Source organism: Kitasatospora sp. NPDC056783, assembly GCF_042789895.1.
Taxonomy (GTDB): Bacteria; Actinomycetota; Actinomycetes; order Streptomycetales; family Streptomycetaceae; genus Kitasatospora.
This window is the reverse complement of the sequence record NZ_JBHUAF010000142.1, coordinates 1-19,301: the sequence shown is the minus strand read 5'-3', so window position 1 is coordinate 19,301 and position 19,301 is coordinate 1. Positions and strand designations below refer to the sequence as shown.

The window sequence follows — 19,301 nt, the reverse complement described above, 5'->3', positions numbered from 1 at the left end:
CGCCTTCTCTACTTCACCGAGCCCGCGTCCGGAGCCAGAACGCCGCCGACGACCAGTCCGATGATCAGAACGCCGAGCAGTACCCGGTAGACCACGAACGGCAGGAAGCTGTTGTTCGAGATGTACTTCAGGAACCAGGAGATCGCCGCGTAGCCGACCACGAAGGCGATCGCGGTGGCCATGATGGTCGGCCCCCAGGCCGGCGCCGGGCCCTCGCCGATCTTGAACAGCTCCAGCGCCCCCGAGGCGAGCACCGCCGGGATGGCGAGCAGGAACGAGTAGCGGGCCGCCGCCTCCCGGCTGTAGCCGAGCAGCAGGCCCGCGCTGATCGTGCCGCCCGAGCGGGACACGCCGGGGATCAGCGCCAGGGCCTGGGCGAAGCCGTAGATCCCCGCGTGCGGCAGCGTGAGGTCGGTGATCGGACGGGCGTGGCGGACGGCCCGGGTGCGGTCGGCGAAGGCCAGGACCAGGCCGAAGACGATCAGCGTGGCGCCGATGATCCGCAGGTCGCGCAGGTGGGTCTCGATGGTGTCCTGGAACAGCTTGCCCAGGATGCCGATCGGCAGGGTGCCGATGATCACGAACCAGCCCATCCGCGCGTCCGGGTCCGAGCGCAGGGCCGGCCGGAACAGGGACAGTGCCCAGGTCTTGATGATCGAGACGATGTCCCGGCGGAAGTAGATCAGCACCGCCGTCTCGGTGCCGAGCTGGGTGACGGCCGTGAAGGCCGCGCCCGGGTCGTCCCAGCCCAGCAGGGCGGAGAAGACCCGCAGGTGGGCGCTGGAGGAGATCGGCAGGAACTCGGTGAGCCCCTGGATCAGGCCGAGGACGGCCCCGTGGAACCAGTCGATCACCGGACACCCGCCGGGGATATCCGTCGGGTGGGGGACAGGGGCGGCATGGGCGGGTCCTTGCGGGTCGGAAGGGCATGCGGAACCACCGCGGCCCGCCCGGCCCGCGGGCCGCGCGCGAGCCCGGCGCGCGGCTGATGGTACGGGGTGAAGGTAACAGTTCTTTGTTCACCCTTTGTCCGGCCTTTGCGCACAGGGCCCCTGTCGCTCCGCCACGACCCCGGGACCGCTCCGCCTCGGCCCCGGGACCGCCCCGCCTCGGCCCCGGGGCCGCCCCGCCACGACCCCGGGGCCGCCCCGCCTTGGCCCTGCCGCCGCCCCGGGACCGGCTTCGGCGGCGGTCCTGGCGCATGGGTCCGGATCGTCGGTCCGGGCCCGGGTGCGGTCCTAGAGCACCGGCCGGGCCCGGACCCAGGTGCGGTCCGCGGTCAGGTAGCGCTCGACCGCCAGGTCGGCCTCCGCGAGCGCCCGCTCGAACGCCTCGGTGCTGAGCGGGCGCGACAGGAAGGTCTGGGTCCAGGTGCCGTCCGGGAAGACGTACTCGCAGTGGACGGAGTTGACGCCGTCACCGACCGGGGTGGCCGAGACCAGCCGGGACCACGCGCCCGGGCCGATCGACCTCTCCCGCGGGACGTCGCGGTGCCAGTTCTCGCCCTCGCGCTGCACCAGCACGCAGCCGTCCTCGGCGACGTGCCGGCGGCAGGTCTCCAGCAGGCCCCGGCGGACGGCCGGGTCGCCGGCGTGCACCAGGAAGGAGGCGAGCACGACGACGTCGAACCGCTCGCCGAGGTCCAGCTCCTCGATCGGGCCGCACACCGTGCGGACGTCGGCGCGGACCCGGGCCAGCATCTCGGCGGACTCGTCCACGGCCGTCACGGAGAAGCCGCGGTCGGTCAGCGGGTGCGTCATCCGGCCGACGCCGCAGCCGAGTTCGAGGATGCGCGCGCCGGGTGGCACCGCGGCCTCGATCACGTCCGGGGCGTCACCCACCGGGAGGCGGCTCCACACCTCGACGGCGCAGCCGTCCGGGGTGATCGCGCCCTGGCCCGTTCCGTCGTAACCCTCGCGTCGCTCGGCTGTCATGCCGTTCATCCGAACACGGACGAGTGCGCGGGGGAAGAGGGCGACCCCGAAGTACCGGATCCCGCCACGGGGGTGTGGGGGCGGCGGGATGCCGGGGCGCGCACGGGGGCGGCCTACCGCGGGCCGTCCTCCAGGTCGGCCAGGGTCGTGTGCAGCCAGGCGAGTTCGGCCTCGGTGGTGGCGCGGGCGACCAGCAGCAGGCCGCGCCGGAACGGGTCGGCGAACTCCTCGGCGCCGACCGGGCGGTCGCCCTCGTAGAAGAAGCTGGCCGGTTCGGCCAGGAAGGCCAGCCGACGGCGGAGCACGGTGGCCTGGGCGGCGGGATCGGAGAGGTGTCGCAGGAAGGCGAGCAGGGTGAACCAGCGGTTCTCGTCGCTGACGTCGAGCGGTTCGGGCTCGCGCAGCCGGTCGAGCAGGGCGGCGCGGCCGGCCTCGGTGAGGTGGAGGGTGTGCCGGGGCGCGGCGGCGCTGCCCGGCTCGGTCTCGCGGCGCAGCAGGCCGTCCGCCTCCAGGCGCTTGATCGCGGGGTAGAGCGTGCCGTCGCTGATCGGGCGGACGTGGCCGGTGAGGGCGGCGAGGTGGCGGCGCAGTTCGTAGCCGTGCAGGGGCCGGTCGTACAGGAACCCGAGGATGGCGAGCTTCAGCATGGGGCCACTCTCCCAGATCCGCCTCGACGCGGTTGTACATTGCTTTCGAGATACCTCGTGATCGATGTATGGTCTCTTCTCGAAGCCCCCTCCGGAGAAGGAGCGAATGAGCATGCGCGAGGCCCCCGTCACCCCGAACGGCGACCGGATCCGCTGGGTCGAGCTGCCGGGTGCCGAACCGGCCCGGCTCTACCTGCACGGGCTGGGCGCCAGTTCGCCGGCCTACTTCACGGGCACCGCCGCCCACCCGCTGCTCGCCGGGAGGCGCTCGCTGCTGCTGGACTTGCTCGGCTTCGGCCTCAGCGACCGACCGACGGACTTCGGCTACACCCTGGAGGAGCACGCGGACGCGGTCGCCGCGGCGGTCGCGTCCGCAGGGTCGGACCGGGTCGAGGTGGTCGGTCACAGCATGGGCGGCGCGGTCGCGATCGTCCTCGCGCGGCGGCACCCGCGCCTGGTCGAGCGGCTGCTCCTGGTGGACGCCAACCTGGACCGGATCGAGCCCGATCGGCGCCACCCCGGCAGCGGCGGCATCGCGGCCTACACCGAGGAGGAGTTCCTGGCGGGCGGCCGGGAGGAGGTCGCCGAGCGGGTCGACCCGTTCTGGTGGTCGACCATGCGACTGGCCGGCCCGGAGGCGCTCCACCGCAGTGCCCGCCACCTGGCCCGGGCGACCGTCCCGGCCATGCGCGAGCTGCTGCTCGGCCTCGACCTCCCGCGCACGTTCCTCCACCCGGTGGCGGACGGCGAGCCGGCGGGTGCCGGCGCCCTCCGCGCAGCGGGAGTTCGGGTGGTCGCGGTGCCGGACTGCGGGCACAACATCATGCTCGACAACCCGGACGGCTTCGCGGCCGCCGCGGCCGAGGCGCTCGGACTGGGGTGAGCGGGCCGAGGGGCGGGTGGGTCCGAGGCGGGCGGACCGGCGTGGGTGGGCCCGAGGCGGGCGGCCGCGGAGCCGTCCGGCTGCTCGACCACGAACAGGCCGCCGGATCCGTGCTGTTGGAGTGTCTGGACTCGGCGCGCTCACTGCTCGACCCGCTCGACGATCGAACGATGCCGCGCGTGATCGCCGACCTCCTCGCGACGTTGACGCAGCGTCAGGCGCCTTCCGAACCGCCGTCGGGGCGTTTGAGCGGCCCGGCCGCTCAACGCTCCCGCAGCGGCACGAAGCGCACCGGCGTCCCCGGCCGGGCCTGGGCGGCGGCGGCCAGGTCGGCGGCCGGCACGACGCCGATCACCGGGTAGCCGCCGGTGGTCGGATGGTCGGCCAGGAACACCACCGGCTGTCCGTCCGGCGGGATCTGCACCGCGCCCAGCACCATGCCCTCGCTCGGCAGTTCGCCCTCGCGGGCGCGTTCGACCGGCGGGCCCTCGGTGCGCAGTCCGACCCGGTTTCCGGTCGGGGAGACCAGGTACCGGTCGCGGCCGAGCCGGGCTACCGCCTCCGGGGTGAACCAGTCCGCGCGCGGCCCGAGCCGCAGCCGCAGCACCAGTTCGGCCGGGGGAGCGGGCAGCGGTACCAGTTCGGGGCGGTCCCGGTGCGGCGGCGGGGTGCCGACCGGCAGCCGGTCCCCGACGGCCAGCGGGGCCGGGCCGAGCCCGGCGAGCAGGTCGGCCGAGCGGCTGCCGAGCACGGGTGGGACGGCGATCCCGCCCGCCACCGCCAGGTAGCCGCGCACTCCGGCCGTCGCCGTCCCCACCTCGACCACCGCTCCGTCCGGCACCAGGACGGGTGCGCCCCAGGCGGCCGCCCGTCCGTCCACCCGTACGGGCGAGGGGGCCCCGGTGACGGCGACCAGTACCGGTCCGGCGGCCCGCAGGGTGACCCCGCCGAGCGTGGTCTCCAGCCCGGCGGCACCGGGTCCGTTGCCGACCAGCCGGTTGGCCGCCCGCAGGGCCGGCTCGTCCAGAGCCCCTGCCCGGGGCACCCCGAGGTGGGCGACCCCGTGCCGCCCGAGGTCCTGGACCGTGGTCAGCGGCCCCGGCCGGACCACCACGAGTTCGCTCAACTCCGCCTCCTCTCAGGCGCGTTCCGCGGTGAAGCGGACCCGGGTGCCCGGCGCGAGCAGGGCCGGGGGCTCACGGCCGGTGTCCCAGAGGGTGAGCGCCGTGCGGCCGATCAGCTGCCAGCCGCCGGGGGAGGGGTGCGGGTAGACGCCGGTGTACGGGCCGGCCAGGGCCACCGAGCCGGTCGGGACGGAGCTGCGCGGGGTGGCCCGGCGCGGCACCTCGTACCGGGGCGGCAGGCCGGTGAGGTAGCCGAAGCCGGGGGCGAAGCCGCAGAAGGCGACGACGTACTCGGGTTCGGTGTGGATGCGGACGGCGGCGTCCTCGGAGACCCCCCAGAGCGCGGCGACCTCGGCGAGGTCGGCGCCGTCGTACACCGTCGGGACCTCCACCAGCGGCCCGTGCGTCGCGCCGGCCGCCGTCGGACGGGCGGTGCGCAGCAGCGCCGCCACCGCCTCGACGTCCGCGACGCCGTCCAGCAGCAGGGTTCGCGCGGCCGGCACCAGTTCCTCGACGGGGCCCAGCGCGCCGGCCTCCCGGCGTTCGCTCAGCCAGCCGTACAGCGCCGCCACCTCGGCCGTTCCGGGCAGCTCGACCAGCAGCGCCCGCTCACCGACCCGGCGCACCGGCCGGACCGTCACGTGAAGGCCTCCACCCGGACCCCGGCGGAGGCCAGGGCGCCGCGGATCCGCCAGGCGAGCTGGGCGGCGCCCGGGGTGTCGCCGTGGACGCACAGGGAGCGGGCCTCGACGTCGATCCGCTCGCCGCTGACGGCCTCCACCGAGCCGTCCCGGGCGATGCCGACGGCGCGGGTGATCACCGACTCGGGGTCGTGCACCACCGCGTCCGGCTCGCGGCGCGGGACGAGGGTGGCGGTGCGGGTGTACGCGCGGTCGGCGAAGGCCTCGGTGACCACCGGCAGTCCGACGCCCTCGGCCACCTCCAGCAGCAGTGAGCCCGGCAGGCCCAGCACGGGCAGCGGCCCGTCGCAGACCGCGCCCGCCCGCAGCACGCCGGCCACCACGGCCTCGGCCTGCTCGGAGTCGCCGACCACCCGGTTGTAGAGGGCGCCGTGCGGCTTGACGTAGGAGACCTTGGAACCGGCGGCGCGGGCGAACACCTGGAGGGCGCCGATCTGGTACGCGATCTCGTCGGCCAGCTCCTCCGGGGGCACGTCCATCGAGCGGCGGCCGAAGCCGGCGAGGTCCCGGTAGGAGACCTGGGCGCCGATCCGGACACCGCGCTCGGCCGCCAGGGCACAGACCCGGCGCATCGTCGAGGGGTCTCCGGCGTGGAACCCGCAGGCGACGTTGGCGCTGGTCACCACGGACAGCAGTGCCTCGTCGTCGGTCAGCGTCCAGCGTCCGAACCCCTCGCCGAGGTCCGCATTGAGATCGATCACCGCATCGGCCACGCCCGTCCGCCTCCCAGCAGCTGTTGAGCCAGATGGTAGGGCCTGCGGATGAAGGCCGTTGCCCGGGACCCGGAGCCCCGCGGGCGCCGCGGCGTGCGCCCGGGCGCGTACGCCCCGGGGCGCCGCTGCCCGAGGTGGTGTCCGGGCGCGAGCCGGCGCGGTTCAGTGCGCGGGAGCCGGTTCCCGGAACGCGCGCTCCAGCGGGCGCAGCGCCCGCAGCACGATCAGCAGCGGTATCGCGCCGAAGACTCCGAACGACATGTCGATGAATCGCCACGGCAGGGGGATCCCCCGCAGCGGTCCGCAGATCAGCGCGAGCGGGATGACGGCCCCGCAGGCGAGCACGGCCCAGCGGATCACCCAGATGTTGCGGACCGGGTCCTTGAGCGGGCCCCAGAAGGCGGCGGCGATCACCAGGTGGGCGAAGGCCAGCCAGTCGGTGCCGTAGGCGAGGAAGGGGTAGCGCTCGTCGGTCTCGACGAGGCCGGTGTGGACCCTTTCGAGCCAGGCCGTCGCCTCGGGGAAGTGGTCGCCCAGCGGGGCGGCCGGGCCGGAGGAGAGCTCCAGGAGCCAGCGGGTCTCGGTCTCCAGCGGGAACGCGGTGAGGCCGCTGAGCACCAGGCAGACCAGGAAGAACCAGAGCCACCGTCGGACCTTGCGAAGGATGACCGCGTGGTCGCCGTCCATCTCGCACACCTCCATGCCGAGCACGTCGAAGGGCGGGCGGAGCCTTGTCCCGCCCGCTCGGACCGACCCTAGACCCATCTTTTGAACATGTTCAACTCGCGCTCGACGGTGTGCCGGACGCACCGGTGCCCGGGTTCCGCGGAACCCGGGCACCGGTTTCGCGCTCGCGGCCGCTACGCCGTGTAGGTGTACGTCACCGGCGCGCTGGTCCCGCCCGCCGTGGTGACCGTGAGGTCCACCGGACCGGGCTGGGCGCCCGCCGGGGCCGTGGCCGTGCAGAAGGTCGGGCCGCAGGAGACGTGGGTGGCCGGCACTCCGCCGAAGGCCACCGTCCCGTACGTCAGGTTGCTGCCGGCCACCGTCACCCGGGTGCCGCCGGCGACCGGGCCGGAGGTGGTGTAGAGGGTGCCGAGCGCCGGTGCGGCCGGGGTCGGCGGGGTGCCGGTGTAGCCGAAGGCGCCCGGCGCCGCGGCCGTGCCGCCGGGCGTCGTCACGCTGACCGGGGCGCTGCCCGAGCCCGCGGGCGTGGTCACCGTGCAGGTGGTGTCGGTGCAGCGGCCGGGCGCCGGGAGGCCGCCGACCAGCACCATGCCGTTGGTCAGGTTGCTGCCGCTGACGGTCACCGCGGTGCCGCCCGCGGCCGGGCCGGTGGTGGTGTCGAGGCCGGTGACGGCCGGCGCGGCCTGGACGGTCGCCGGCAGGCGGGTCTGGCTGCCGAGGTCGTAGCCGGAGATGTGCCCGGTCGGGTCGGTGTCGTTCGGGTTGGAGACCGTCGCGGTGATCGCGCCGACGATCGGTACGCCGGGCGTGGTGGCCAGGTTGAGCTTCATGAAGTTGTAGCTCCCGACCGCCCGGGTGGCGGTGAACACGGCCTCCAGGTGGCGGTGGTCGGGGGAGAGGGCCGTGGTGAAGGTGTAGTCCGCGGGCGTGGGGAAGAACTGCGCGCCGTCGGTGGTGACGCCGGGCGGCAGGTCGAGGGTGATGTGGGTCGGCCCGGTCAGGTCCGTGGTGCCGGACACGGTCCAGGACACCGACATGTTGCCGGTGGTGAAGAAGCCGCCGGGGTAGTTCCCGCCCTGGGACACGGTCACGTGCTGGGCGGAGGCCGACGGGGTGTCGGCCGTGGCGGCGGAGGCGGTCGCACCGGTGGCGAGGACGGCACCGGTGGCGAGGGTGGTCACGGACAGCGTGGCGGCGAGGCCCGCTTTGGCCAGTCGAGTGAGCATAGGTCGATCATCACCGAACAAACGCGCCGCCCTCACGGTTTTCTCGAATACGAGTTCGGAAATGGCGGAATCCCGTCGGGAAAGCGTTCGGAACCGGCCGTCCGCACCGCCCCCAGCTGCCGCTGCGCCCGCCCGCAAGGTCCGTTTCGGTCGATGTCGGTGCGAACCTCTAATCTTGTCCCCCGTGACCGCCATCGCAGACCCGCCCACCGAGCCCGGCCTCCGCCCGCCCGCCGGCCCGGCCGCCGCGCGCCCCGCGCCCGGCCCCGCCGCCGACGAGGGCCTGGCCCGCCGGCTCAAGGCGCTGGCCTGCACCGCCCCGCTGCACGACCTCGACAACCGCAAGGTCAACCTGGCCGGCGAGTACGGCGGCTACGCGATGGCCGAGGTCGGCCTCGCCGCGATCGACCTGGTCACCCTGCACATGGACTTCGACACCGGGGCCGACCGCGAGATAGTCCTCGCCCGGCTGCTGCCCCGGGTCGCCGCCCAGGCCCCCGGCCGCCCCGCCGCCGAGCACGAGCGGGTCGCCCGCTGGGTGCTGGAGTCGATGATCAACGTCGGCAGCGTGGACCGCGGCTTCCGCGCCGTCTACGGCACCTTCGGCGCGGACGGCGAGTACGTCCGCCGCGACTACGACTTCAAGCTGATCGAAGAGGTCCCCGGCCCCGACGGCGGCGTCTACCTGCGCACCACCGACGAGGCGGTCAACGTCCTGGTCGGCGCGCTCGACACCGACGTCACCTCGGCCCAGATCGCCGCCGAGGTCAAGCTGGAGGTGCTGATCCGCCGGGGCCGCCTGGCCGACGCCCAGCTCGCCGCCGAACAGGCCCGCTACCGCACCGTCCAGTACGCCGAGACGCTGCGCCGCGCCCTGGACGCGACCCGCCGCAACGTCCGCGCGGTCGACTGGATGCGCGCCATCCCCGACCTCATCGAGGAGGCGCTGGACCACATCGCCGACCGCTACCGGCACGAGAACGCGATTCTCACCAACATCCGCAAGGCCCGCGACGAGGCCGAGGAGCCCGAGCACAAGCGCCGCGCCGCCGAACTGGTCGACATCGTCAAGGACTGCATCCGCCGCCACACCCAGCTCCAGACCCGCCTGCTGGAGGCCGGCCCGCTGTTCCGCGCCGAGCAGGACCGGCAGGCCTTCGCCACCCCCGGCGCCCGCAGCGGCATCGACCTCTACGGGCAGCTGCTCGCCCCCGTGCTGCGGCTGCCGATAGAGCAGGCCGTCCGCCCCACCGGCGCGTTCTTCGCCCGCGGCGCCGGGCTGCGCACCCCGGTCTCGGTGCGGGTCACCGACCTGGTCGACCTGCTGCTCACCCCGCCGGTCGAGCGCGAGCACCTCGGCGCCGAACTGCCCGACCCGGACCTGGTCGCCACCCCGGACGACAGCCGGTTCTCCGAGGCCCAGCTGGAGTCCGCCATGGTCCTGCTCGACCTGCCCCCGGACGCCCCGCGCCGGCTCTCCGGCCTGCTCGCCGACGCCCGCGAGCAGGACCCGGACCTGCCCTACCTGGTCGCCCTGCTCGCCGTACACGCCGCCAGCCCGCCGGTCGGCACCGCCTACCGCCAGGGCGAGGAGCGGCTGCTGTTCGCCGTGGACGACGGCACCCCGCTGCACGACCCGGAGTTCGGCGGCGCCGACCTGATCGTGGGCAGCGCCCTGCTCGACGCGGCCGGCATGGCAGCCGACCGCAAGGACGCCGGCTGACCGGGCCGGGACCAGACCAGCCGGAACCACACCTGCCGGAACCGACCTTGACGAACCGTAACCACCGCGCCACCCCCGAGGAGCACCGCCCGTGACGACCCACCACGACACGTCCTGGGCGGCCGAGAGCGAACCCGCGGCCCCCGCGCCGATCACCCCGGCCGACGTCGCGGACGCCGCCCGGCTGGTCTCCTTCGGCCTCCAGGCCAAGCTGCTGCCCGCCCGGGACGCCGAGTACGCCGAGCTGGTGCGCCGCCACCGCGAGGACCCGCCGTTCGCCCGGCTCGCCGACGCCATCGCCACCGGCATGGGCCTGGTCGTCCTGGAGGTCTCCCCACGGGCCGGCATGGCCGTGGCCGCCGCCGAGGACTCGCTGTTCGCCGTCCGGATGGGCGACTACTCGCGCCGTGCCGCCTCCGAGTCCACCGACCGCTTCCTGCACGGCCTGGCCCACCTGGCCGTCGCCGCGATGGCCTTCCCCCGCCCCGAGGACCTCGCCGACGACGGCTACCTCGGCCGGATCACCGTCAACGGCATCGACTCCTTCGTCCGCCAGGCCTGCCGCCGACTGGAGGAGCAGGCCGACGCCGAGGGCGCCAACACCGACCCGGCCTCCGACGCCCCCGGCCTGGAGGCGGCCTGGCGGGTGTGGGCCCGGCGCACCGCCACCGGCGCCACCAAGGACGCCCGCCGGCTCTCCGGCTCCACCATCGGCATCGTCGCCAAGGCCGTGCTCTTCCTGGTCGACTCCGGCTTCCTCCAGAAGGTCTCCGACGACTCCGGCGGCACCTACCGCACCACCGCCCGCTACCAGCTCCAGGTCCGCGACCTGGCCGGCAGCGCGGCCATGGCCGAACTGCTCGACCTCGGCATCGTCCCGGTCTCCGACGGCACCGCCAGCCTGCTGCCGCCGGACACCGGCGACGAACTGGTCGCCGACGCGGGGCTGCCGTTCCACTCGCTCTGAGCCACCCGCACCGAGCCGGAGCGCCCGGAGCCCACCCGCCCCGAGCCGGCCCGCCGCCCACCCCTCACGCCACGCAAGCCACGGAGAACCGCCGCACATGTACGAGCTCAACCGGGTCCGCCTCTACTCGATCGGACCGGCCGGCGCCCGCTACGCCGACACGGTGCTCGACCTGCGCGGCGTCGGCGATCCCGTCGCCGACCCGGCCCCGCAGCAGATCGGCCTGTTCGGCGAGGACCCCGAGGGCCCGGTCCGCCGCCCCGCCCCGGCCGGCGTGCTCTTCCTGGAGAACGGCGGCGGCAAGTCCGTCCTGCTCAAGCTGATCTTCTCGGTCATGCTCCCCGGCCACCGCAACACCCTCGGCGGCGCCAGCTCCGGCGTGCTGCGCAAGTTCCTGCTCGCCGACGACTGCGGCCACGTCGCCCTGGAGTGGCAGCACACCGTCACCGGCGAGCTGATCGTGGTCGGCAAGGTCAGCGAGTGGCGCGGCCGCCAGGTCTCCTCCGACCCGCGCAAGTTCGCCGAGACCTGGTACTCCTTCCGCCCCGGCCCCGGCCTGACCCTCGACTCGCTGCCGGTCGCCGAACGGGTCAGCCTGGCCGGCGACCAGAAGGCCCGCGGCCGCCGCCGCACCATGAAGGGCTTCCGCGACGCCCTCACCGAGGCCGGCAAGGCCCACCCCCACCTCGACCTGGTCTTCGAGGACGGCCACGACCGCTGGACCGAACACCTCGGCGAACTCGGCCTCGACCCCGAACTCTTCCGCTACCAGCGCGAGATGAACGCCGACGAGGGCGAGGCGGCAGGCCTCTTCGCGGTCAAGCACGACAGCGACTTCACCGACCTCCTGCTGCGCGCCGTCACCGACACCCGGGACACCGACGGCCTCGCCGACCTCGTGCACGGCTTCGCCGCCAAGCTCGGCCGCCGCGCCGAACTCACCGCCGAACGCGACTTCACCGCGGGCTCGCTGGACCTGCTGGAGCGCATCGCCGAGGCCACCACCGCCCGCGAGGGCGTCCGCGAGGCCCACCGCACCGCCGAGCGCCGCACCCGCCGCCTCGCCCACGCCCTCGCCTCCCGCGCCGCCGCCGAACGCGACCGCGCCCAGGACCTCGCCATCGAGGTCGCCGCCGCCGCGAGCGCCGTCACCGCCGCCGAGGCCGACCGCACCCGGCACAGCCTGATCACCGACGAACTCACCCACCGGCACGCCACGTTGGGCCTCACCGCGGCCACCGCCGAGGCCGCCGCGCTGCGCCGCGAACTCATCGACGCCCGCACCCTGCACTCCGCCTGGCAGGCCGCCGAGGCCGTGCTGCGCCAGCGCGCCGCCGCCGACCGGGTCGCCCGGGTCGCCGCCGCCATCCGCGAGGCCGAACTGGACGCGGCCCCCGCGCTCGCCGCCCGCGCCCGCGCCGCCACCGCCCTGGCCCGCGCCCTGGAGACCGCCGCCGCGGCCGCCGAAGCCCGCGCCGACACCGAGGAGCAGCGCGCCGGCGAGCTCCAGGAGGACGGCGGCAAGGCACAGAGCGCCGCCACCGAAGCCGCCACCGCCGCCCAGAAGGCCCGCAGCGAGGCCGAGCACCTGCGCCAGCGCCTCGCCGAGGTCGAGCAGGAGACCGAAGCCGCCGTCGTGGCCGGCTTCATCGACGCCGACGGCGACGTGGACCCGGCCCGGGCCGCGCTGCACGCCGCCGACGTCGAGAAGACCGCCGCCGCCGCGCTCGCCCAGGCCCGCACCGCCGCCGAGTCCGTCGCCACCCGGCTGCGCGAGGCCGCCGCCGCCACCTCGCGCGCCGAACTCGCCGCGGAGCGGGCCGGCGACGCCCGCAAGGACGCCGCCCGGGCCCTGGCCGCCGAACAGCGCACCGCCGCGCTGCTCGCCACCGAGCAGCGCCTCGCCGACCTGCTCTCCCTCACCCCGTACCAGGACGGCGCCGAGGAGGACGCCGGCTTCCTCACCCCCACCGTGCTCGACCGCAACGCCGAGTACCTGCGCGAACTCCTCGACGAGTCCATCGCCACCGCCGAACGCACCCTGTTCGACCTGCGTACGGCCGCCGCCGACGACTCCCGCATCCTCGCCGCGCTCGGTGACGGCGGCCTGCTGCCGCCCGGCCCGGACGTGCTCGCGACCGTCGAGTACCTCGCCGAGCACGGCATCCCGGCCCTGCCCGGCTGGCGCTACCTCGCCCAGTCCGTCGACCCGGCCGACCACGACGCGATCCTCGCCGCCCGCCCCGAACTGGTCGACGGCGTGGTCGTCACCGACCCGTCCGCGCTGGAGCGCGCCCGCGAGGTCCTGCGGTCCGCCGCCCTGCTGCCGCGCTCCACCGTGGCCGTCGGCGCCGCCGCCTCGCTGATCGCCCCGATCACCGACGAGCCCGCCTTCTTCCTCGTCCCGCCGAACCCGGCCATGCACGACGAGTCCGCCGCCGACGGCGAGCGCCGCGACCTGCGCGCCCGGGCGAGCGCCCGCGAGGAGCACATCCGCGAACTCGCGGGCCGCCTCGGGGCCGACCGCGCCCTGGCCGCCCGCCTCGCCTCCTGGCACGCCAGCTGCCCGCCCGGCACCCTCGCCGAACTCGCCGCCGCCGCCGAGGCCGCCCGCGAGCACGCCGAACAGGCCGCCGCCGCCCTGGCCACCCTGCGCGCCGACCACGACGAGGCCGAGACCGACCACGCCGTCGCCGCCTCCGCCCACGAGGAGCACCGCGAGGCCGCCCAGCGCGCCCGCCGCCGCGCCGACGCCCTCTCCGGCCTCGCCTTCCGCCTGCGCGAGCGCGGCACCTGGGCCCGCCGCCAGCGCGAACTCGCCGAGGACGCCGCCGAGTGCGACCGCCGCCAGGCCCTGTGCGCCGAGCGCGCCCGCACCTGCGACGAGGACCGCCGCGCCGCCCAGCGCGCCGCCGACGACGCCCGCCGCACCGCCCGCGCGCTGCGCGCCGAACGCGCCGAGATCCCCGCCGCCGAGCAGGCCGACGAGCCCGTCGACACCGCCACCGCCGCGCTGCCCGCGCTGCGCGAGGCCTACCGCGCCGCCTCCCAGCTGTACGAGAAGGTCGGCGTCGGCGCAGACCTGCGCGCCGAGCAGGCCCGAGCCGAGGGCGACGAGGCCGCCGCCGCGGCCGAACTCGACCGCCTCACCAACAAGGTGCGCACCCGCGCCGAGGAACTCCTCGGCAGCCCCGACGGCGCCGACGGCCCGGCCCGCCAGGCCGCCGCCGCCCGCGCCGAGGAACTGGTCGCCACCATCGAGGCCCGCTCCGCCGCCGCCAGCGAGCAGCTCGGCCGGCTGCGCGGCGAGGCCGAGCGCTCCGCCCCCGCCGACGGCGAGGCGCACACCGACCTGCCCGAGGACCTCGTCCCCACCGATCCGGAGCACGCCCAGGCGCTGCTGCGCACCGCCACCAGCCGCCTCGCCGAACGCCGCGAGGCCCTGGACGCCGCCCGCACCGCCCACGCCGACCTCCAGCGCACCTTCGACGGTGCCCAGGCCGCCGCCGCCGACTTCGACGAGCTGGCCGGCCAGCTCCGCGACGGCCTGCGTGACCACCAGGAGGACCAGGAGGACTCGGTCGAGCCGTACCTGGGCTCGCTGTCCGAGGCCCGTACCGGCGTGACGGAGGCCCGTCGCTCCCTGCGCACCGCCGCCGGTGAGCTGTCCTCCGCCGAACTCGCCGTCCGCGACACCGCCGACGCCCTGGTCCGGCACGCCAACGCCGTCCGCTACGAGGCCGTCCGCACGCCGGCCCGCCAGCAGATCCGCGAGCTGCCCGCCTCCGCGCTGCCCGAGCACGCCGCCGCCTGGGCCGCCGCCTTCGCGCCCCGACTGCGGGTGCTCACCGACGAACTCGCCCAGCTGGAGAAGAACCGCGGCTCGATCGTGGACCGGCTGCGCGGCCTGGTCGAGTCCTCGCTCACCACCCTGCGCGCCGCCCAGCGGCTGTCCCGGCTGCCCGAGGGCCTGGGGGAGTGGTCCGGCCAGGAGTTCCTGCGGATCCGCTTCGAGGACCCGGACCACGCCACCCTGGTCGAGCGCCTGGGCGAGGTCATCGACGAGGCCACCCGCGCCGCCGTCAAGAAGAACAGCGACCTGCGCCGCGACGGGATGTCCCTGCTGCTGCGCGGGGTCGCCGCCGCGATCGGCCCCAAGGGCGTCAGCGTCGAGATCCTCAAGCCCGACGCGGTGCTGCGCGCCGAGCGGGTGAGCGTCGGCCAGATGTCCGACGTCTTCTCCGGCGGCCAGCTGCTCACCGCGGCCATCGCCCTGTACTGCACGATGGCCGCGCTGCGGGCCAACGACCGCGGCCAGTCCCAGCTGCGGCACGCCGGCACGCTGTTCCTGGACAACCCGATCGGCCGCGCCAACGCCACCTACCTGCTGGAGCTCCAGCGGGCCGTGGCCGACGCGCTCGGCGTCCAGCTGATCTACACCACCGGCCTGTTCGACACCACCGCGCTCGCCGAGTTCCCGCTGGTCATCCGGCTGCGCAACGACGCCGACCTGCGGGCCGGCCTCAAGTACATCTCGGTCGAGGAGCACCTGCGCCCCGGTCTGCCCGCCGCGCCGGACCCGGACGGCCCGGCCGTCCACGGCGAGATCACCGCCACCCGGATGTTCAAGCGGCCCGCGGAGGTTCCGGCCCAGTCCTGAAGTCACCAGCGTGGTCGGCATGCTGACGATCGCGCACCTCAGTGACATCCACCTCGGCCAGATCGACGGCCGAGGCGGCGGCAAGCGCGCCCGGCGGCGGGCCGAGCAGGTGATGGCGTACCTCGACGCCCTGCCCGGCCCGCTGGACGTGGTGCTGGTCACCGGCGACCTCGCCGACCACGGCCTGCCGGAGGAGTACCGGGCGGCCGCGCTGTTCTGCGGCCACCCGCACACGCCCGCGGCGACCACCTTCGCCGGCCTGCCGCTGCTGATCGCCCCCGGTGTGGTCTCCACCGTGACGCCGCCCTGCGAGGCCGGGCCCGGCATCTCCTTCGACCACCCGCCGATGCCGGCCTTCCACGTCCTGGACGGGGAGCGCCGGCTCACCACCCACTACCGGGCGTTGCCGGTGCGGGACTGACGACTACCAACGGGCTTGGTACTACGGCTGGTTGGTGCGCAGCCGGGCCTGGCGCGGCGGTTGGGGCGACTGCTGGTAGGGCTGTTGGTGGGACTGCGGGTGCGACTGCCCTTGCCCGTACTGCCCCTGACCGTACGGTGGTTGGCCGTACTGCCCCTGACCGTACGGCGGCCGCTGGCGTGGCTGGGGCTGCGGCGACTCGTACGGCTGCCGGTAGACCGACGAGGTGCCGGGCCGGGGCAGCGGCCGCGCGGCCGGCGGCGGGCCCGGCGCCCGGCTGCCCGCCATCGGGTGCGCGGCGCCGGGGGCCCGCATCCGCTGGGCGGCGACCTGGCGGGAGATCAGGATCTCCAGCAGGCACCACATGGTGCCGAACACCCCGAGCCCCATCGCCAGCAGCGCGGGCGTCAGCAGCCAACTGCCCGCGTACGAGGCCAAGGTCGCCACCACGACGCCCACCAGGGTGAAGGACAGGCACAGGACCGCCCGGACTGCGGCGGCGCGCACCTCGTCGGGAAGGCGGCGACGGCGGCGGCGTGGCACGGACATCGAGCGACCCCCAGGCGCGTGGTGCGTGTTTCGGTGAAGGATACGGAACGGGCGCACACGAAACGCGCCCCCTCGCCTCACTCTGCCCTGTCGAACCGGGACTATGCCTCCCAAACCGACGAACTGCCGCCAAATCGTGTCATCCGGGAAACCTCGGCCGGGCCTGCGGCCACCGGCTCAGCCCAGCTGGAGGTTGAGCTCCTCCAGCGCGCCGGTCACGATCGTCCGCATGGCCTGTTCGGCGTGGGCGGCGTCCTGGGCGCAGATCGCCTCCGCGACCTCGCGGTGCAGCCGGATCGCGTACGACTCCGGCTGATGAGGCATCAGATGGTACTCGGTCCGGCCGGTGAGCACAGCCGCGACGGTGTCCCCGAGGTGGGCGAACATCTCGTTGCCCGAGGCGCGCAGCACCAGCGAGTGGAAGGCGATGTCGTGGCGGAGGAAAGTGGCCAGGTCGGCGGCCCGCGCGGTGACCGTCAGGTCCACCGCCAGCGAGCTGAGTTCGCGCCGGTCGTCGTCGCTGGCGTGGGTGGCGGCGAGCGCGGCCGCGGCCGGTTCGACGGCCATCCGCAGCGAGCCGAGCGAGCGGAGCTGGGCGGACCGGTCCGATCCGGCCAGGCGCCAGCGGATCACCATCGGGTCGAAGACGTCCCAGAGCGGCTTCGGCCGCACGGTGATCCCGACCCGTCGCCGGGACGCCACCATGCCCATCCCCTCCAGGACCCGCACCGCCTCCCGGACGACGGTCCGGGACACCCCGAACCGCTTCTCCAGTTCCTCCCCGCGCAGCACCGTGCCCTCGGGGACCTCCCCCGACGCGATCGCCGGACCGAGCTCGTCAAGCAGTTGTCCGGGCAGCCCCTGGATCTCCATCCGCCCAGCGTAGACGGCTCACGCGCGGAGCCCCGCGCCACCCTCCGGCCCCCTTCGCCGGGGTGTGATCCCTCCCACGCGCCGCCGGCGCCTCCCGGCGCGTTCCCGCACGCCATCCGGCCTGCCGAGGACGGCTGGGGTCCAGGGGGTCCGCCCGCGGGAAGCAAAAGTATGACGATTTTGTTTCCGCCACTTGAATACGTCATATCTTTGAGGCGATAGTGGCGGCCAGGCAACGAAGGAGCACCACCCATGGCTCTCAGCGTCGAGAACCACGACCTCCCGCAGACCCCTCTCACCGTCGTGGTGATGGGCGTCTCGGGCGTCGGCAAGACCACCCTGGCCCGCCTGTTGGCGGACCGTCTCGATCTCCCCTTCGCCGAGGCGGACGAGTTCCATCCGCCGGCCAACATCGCCAAGATGTCCGCCGGCATCCCGCTGGACGACCAGGACCGTGAACCCTGGCTGCGCGCCATCGGCGCCTGGCTCAAGGCGCACACCGAGGCCGGCACCGGCGGCGTGGTCACCTGCTCGGCGCTGAAGCACGGCTACCGCGACATCCTGCGCGCGGACGCCCCGGATGCCTTCTTCCTGCACCTCAGCGGTGGTCACGACCTGGTCGAGGACCGGATCTCCCACCGCGCCGGCCACTTCATGCCGGCTTCCCTGCTCAACTCCCAGTACGCCACCCTGGAGCCCCTGGGTGCGGATGAGCGCGGCGCCGACCTGGACGTGGGCCCGTCCCCCGAAGAACTCGTCGAGATGGCCGTGGCACTGCTGCGGCCCGTCAATGGAGACCTCGCGTGAGCATTGCCCCCACCCTGCTGGCGGCCGCCCCACCGGCCCTGCCGCACACCGGCAGCGACTCCCAGCTGCTGATCGCGGTGCTGCTCAGCATCGGTGCGATCGTCGTACTGATCACCAAGCTGAAGCTGCATCCGTTCCTCGCCCTCACGCTCGGCTCCGGTCTGCTGGCCGCCGTCGCGGGCGCCCCCTTCGACAAGCTGCTCAGCAGCTTCTCCGCCGGCTTCGGCTCCACCGTCGCCAGCGTGGGCCTGCTGATCGGCCTCGGCGCGATGCTCGGCAAGCTGCTCGCCGACTCCGGCGGCGCCAACATCATCGCGGACACCGTGCTCTCCCGGACCGGCAACAAGGCGCTGCCCTGGGCGATGGCGCTGATCGCGGCGGTGCTCGGCCTGCCGCTGTTCTTCGAGGTCGGCGTCGTCCTGCTGATCCCGATCGTGCTGCTGGTCGCCCGTCGCGGCAACGTGCCGCTGATGCGGATCGGCATCCCGGCCCTGGCCGGCCTGTCGGTGCTGCACGGCCTGGTGCCCCCGCACCCGGGCCCGCTGGTCGCCGTCGACGCGCTGAAGGCCGACCTCGGCATCACCCTGGCGTTCGGCCTGCTGATCGCCGTCCCGACCCTCATCATCGCCGGCCCGCTGTTCTCGCGGGTGGCCGAGCGCTGGGTCGGCCCGCTGGAGATCCCGGCGGCCACCGCCCCCGAGGAGACGGCCAAGCGCGACCGCACCCCGTCCTTCGCCGCGGTGCTGGCCACCATCCTGCTGCCGGTCGCGCTGATGCTCGGCAAGGCGCTGGTCGACGTGGTGATCGACGACCCGAAGGCGATGGGCCAGCGGGTGTTCGACTTCATCGGCTCCCCGCTGATCGCGCTGCTCGCCGCGACCCTGCTCGGCATGGCCACGCTCGGCAGGGCGGCCGGCTTCGACAGGGCCCGGATCTCCGACACCGTCGGCAAGTCGCTCGGCCCGATCGCCGGCATCGTGTTCATCGTCGGCGCGGGCGGCGGCTTCAAGCAGACCCTGATCGACGTCGGCGTCGGCAACGCGGTGAGCGAGTGGTCCGGCAAGTGGCACATCTCGGCGCTGCTGCTGGGCTGGCTGATCGCCGTGCTCATCCGCCTGGCCACCGGCTCGGCGACGGTCGCCACGATCACCGCCGCCGGCATCGTCTCCCCGCTCGCCGCGGACATGTCCTCGACCCACACGGCCCTGCTGGTGCTCGCGGTCGGCGCGGGCTCGCTGTTCCTCTCGCACGTCAACGACGCCGGCTTCTGGCTGGTGAAGGAGTACTTCGGGATGAGCGTCGGACAGACGCTGAAGTCCTGGTCGGTGATGGAGACGGTGATCTCGGTGGTCGCCATCGCGCTGATCATGCCGCTCAGCCTGATCG

Annotated in this window: 17 protein-coding genes; 7 read left to right on the top strand and 10 right to left on the bottom strand. The window is 74.8% G+C overall.

The annotated features are described in order from the left end of the window. Window positions 1-8 precede the first annotated feature (8 nt). The 3 genes from ACFRMQ_RS20980 to ACFRMQ_RS20970 form a co-directional block, all read right to left on the bottom strand. A complete protein-coding gene (locus ACFRMQ_RS20980; protein WP_380732019.1) occupies window positions 9-851 on the bottom strand; it encodes an undecaprenyl-diphosphate phosphatase in 843 nt (280 codons plus the stop codon). 387 nt (window positions 852-1,238) lie between these two features. Beyond that, a complete protein-coding gene (locus ACFRMQ_RS20975; protein ID WP_380732017.1) occupies window positions 1,239-1,934 on the bottom strand; it encodes a class I SAM-dependent methyltransferase in 696 nt (231 codons plus the stop codon). Window positions 1,935-2,047: 113 nt separating this feature from the next. After that, on the bottom strand, window positions 2,048-2,581 hold the full coding sequence (locus ACFRMQ_RS20970) for a PadR family transcriptional regulator (RefSeq protein WP_380732016.1): 534 nt from the start codon (window positions 2,579-2,581) through the stop codon (window positions 2,048-2,050). Window positions 2,582-2,693: 112 nt separating this feature from the next. Here ACFRMQ_RS20970 and ACFRMQ_RS20965 point away from each other — a divergent pair, with 112 nt between their 5' ends. Then, the gene (locus tag ACFRMQ_RS20965; protein ID WP_380732015.1) at window positions 2,694-3,464 is read left to right on the top strand and encodes an alpha/beta fold hydrolase; all 771 of its coding nucleotides are present in this window, start codon (window positions 2,694-2,696) and stop codon (window positions 3,462-3,464) included. 262 nt (window positions 3,465-3,726) lie between these two features. Here the strand turns inward: ACFRMQ_RS20965 and ACFRMQ_RS20960 are convergent, their stop codons facing one another. The 5 genes from ACFRMQ_RS20960 to ACFRMQ_RS20940 form a co-directional block, all read right to left on the bottom strand. Next, window positions 3,727-4,590: a biotin-dependent carboxyltransferase family protein gene (locus ACFRMQ_RS20960; RefSeq protein ID WP_380732014.1), complete on the bottom strand. Its 864-nt coding sequence runs from the start codon at window positions 4,588-4,590 to the stop codon at window positions 3,727-3,729. Between the two features lie 12 nt (window positions 4,591-4,602). Next, a complete protein-coding gene (gene pxpB / locus ACFRMQ_RS20955) occupies window positions 4,603-5,229 on the bottom strand; it encodes a 5-oxoprolinase subunit PxpB (protein ID WP_380732013.1) in 627 nt (208 codons plus the stop codon). Then, on the bottom strand, window positions 5,226-6,002 hold the full coding sequence (locus tag ACFRMQ_RS20950; protein WP_380732011.1) for a LamB/YcsF family protein: 777 nt from the start codon (window positions 6,000-6,002) through the stop codon (window positions 5,226-5,228). The genes pxpB and ACFRMQ_RS20950 overlap by 4 nt, the downstream gene beginning before the upstream one ends. Before the next feature lie 162 nt (window positions 6,003-6,164). After that, window positions 6,165-6,689 (bottom strand): hypothetical protein, encoded by a 525-nt coding sequence (locus tag ACFRMQ_RS20945; protein ID WP_380732010.1) that lies wholly within the window; start codon window positions 6,687-6,689, stop codon window positions 6,165-6,167. 173 nt (window positions 6,690-6,862) lie between these two features. Beyond that, the gene (locus tag ACFRMQ_RS20940) at window positions 6,863-7,915 is read right to left on the bottom strand and encodes an IPT/TIG domain-containing protein (protein ID WP_380732009.1); all 1,053 of its coding nucleotides are present in this window, start codon (window positions 7,913-7,915) and stop codon (window positions 6,863-6,865) included. A 184-nt stretch (window positions 7,916-8,099) separates the two neighbouring features. Between ACFRMQ_RS20940 and ACFRMQ_RS20935 the strand changes: the two genes are divergently transcribed. The 4 genes from ACFRMQ_RS20935 (at window position 8,100) to ACFRMQ_RS20920 (ending at window position 15,686) form a co-directional block, all read left to right on the top strand. Then, window positions 8,100-9,638, top strand: a complete 1,539-nt coding sequence (locus ACFRMQ_RS20935) for a hypothetical protein (RefSeq protein WP_380732008.1) — start codon at window positions 8,100-8,102, stop codon at window positions 9,636-9,638. Window positions 9,639-9,729: 91 nt separating this feature from the next. Continuing rightward, window positions 9,730-10,605 carry a hypothetical protein gene (locus tag ACFRMQ_RS20930; protein WP_380732007.1) on the top strand — a complete coding sequence of 292 codons (876 nt, stop codon included), beginning with the start codon at window positions 9,730-9,732 and terminating at the stop codon, window positions 10,603-10,605. 97 nt (window positions 10,606-10,702) lie between these two features. Beyond that, window positions 10,703-15,265 carry a hypothetical protein gene (locus ACFRMQ_RS20925; RefSeq protein WP_380732006.1) on the top strand — a complete coding sequence of 1,521 codons (4,563 nt, stop codon included), beginning with the start codon at window positions 10,703-10,705 and terminating at the stop codon, window positions 15,263-15,265. Between the two features lie 19 nt (window positions 15,266-15,284). Next, entirely contained in the window at window positions 15,285-15,686 is a 402-nt protein-coding gene (locus tag ACFRMQ_RS20920) for a metallophosphoesterase (RefSeq protein WP_380732005.1), read from the top strand. 21 nt (window positions 15,687-15,707) lie between these two features. Here ACFRMQ_RS20920 and ACFRMQ_RS20915 read toward each other — a convergent pair whose 3' ends face one another. Further along, window positions 15,708-16,235, bottom strand: coding sequence for a hypothetical protein (locus ACFRMQ_RS20915; protein ID WP_380732004.1), 528 nt, complete (start codon window positions 16,233-16,235; stop codon window positions 15,708-15,710). A gap of 177 nt (window positions 16,236-16,412) precedes the next feature. Beyond that, entirely contained in the window at window positions 16,413-17,108 is a 696-nt protein-coding gene (locus tag ACFRMQ_RS20910) for a FadR/GntR family transcriptional regulator (protein WP_380732003.1), read from the bottom strand. 252 nt (window positions 17,109-17,360) lie between these two features. Between ACFRMQ_RS20910 and ACFRMQ_RS20905 the strand changes: the two genes are divergently transcribed. Together ACFRMQ_RS20905 and ACFRMQ_RS20900 are read left to right on the top strand one after the other, a co-directional pair. Beyond that, window positions 17,361-17,915, top strand: coding sequence for a gluconokinase (locus tag ACFRMQ_RS20905; protein ID WP_380732002.1), 555 nt, complete (start codon window positions 17,361-17,363; stop codon window positions 17,913-17,915). A 2-nt stretch (window positions 17,916-17,917) separates the two neighbouring features. Next, on the top strand, window positions 17,918-19,301 hold a 1,384-nt coding region (locus tag ACFRMQ_RS20900), incomplete at its 3' end, for a gluconate:H+ symporter (RefSeq protein ID WP_380732018.1).

Coding starts and splice junctions, on each gene's coding strand:
- ACFRMQ_RS20915 (WP_380732004.1), bottom strand. CDS start 16,235: ATGTCCGTGCCACGCCGCCGCCGTCGCCGCCTTCCCGACGAGGTGCGC.
- ACFRMQ_RS20920 (WP_380732005.1), top strand. CDS start 15,285: ATGCTGACGATCGCGCACCTCAGTGACATCCACCTCGGCCAGATCGAC.
- ACFRMQ_RS20925 (WP_380732006.1), top strand. CDS start 10,703: ATGTACGAGCTCAACCGGGTCCGCCTCTACTCGATCGGACCGGCCGGC.
- ACFRMQ_RS20910 (WP_380732003.1), bottom strand. CDS start 17,108: ATGGAGATCCAGGGGCTGCCCGGACAACTGCTTGACGAGCTCGGTCCG.
- ACFRMQ_RS20945 (WP_380732010.1), bottom strand. CDS start 6,689: ATGGACGGCGACCACGCGGTCATCCTTCGCAAGGTCCGACGGTGGCTC.
- ACFRMQ_RS20970 (WP_380732016.1), bottom strand. CDS start 2,581: ATGCTGAAGCTCGCCATCCTCGGGTTCCTGTACGACCGGCCCCTGCAC.
- ACFRMQ_RS20905 (WP_380732002.1), top strand. CDS start 17,361: ATGGCTCTCAGCGTCGAGAACCACGACCTCCCGCAGACCCCTCTCACC.
- ACFRMQ_RS20940 (WP_380732009.1), bottom strand. CDS start 7,915: ATGCTCACTCGACTGGCCAAAGCGGGCCTCGCCGCCACGCTGTCCGTG.
- ACFRMQ_RS20975 (WP_380732017.1), bottom strand. CDS start 1,934: ATGACAGCCGAGCGACGCGAGGGTTACGACGGAACGGGCCAGGGCGCG.
- ACFRMQ_RS20965 (WP_380732015.1), top strand. CDS start 2,694: ATGCGCGAGGCCCCCGTCACCCCGAACGGCGACCGGATCCGCTGGGTC.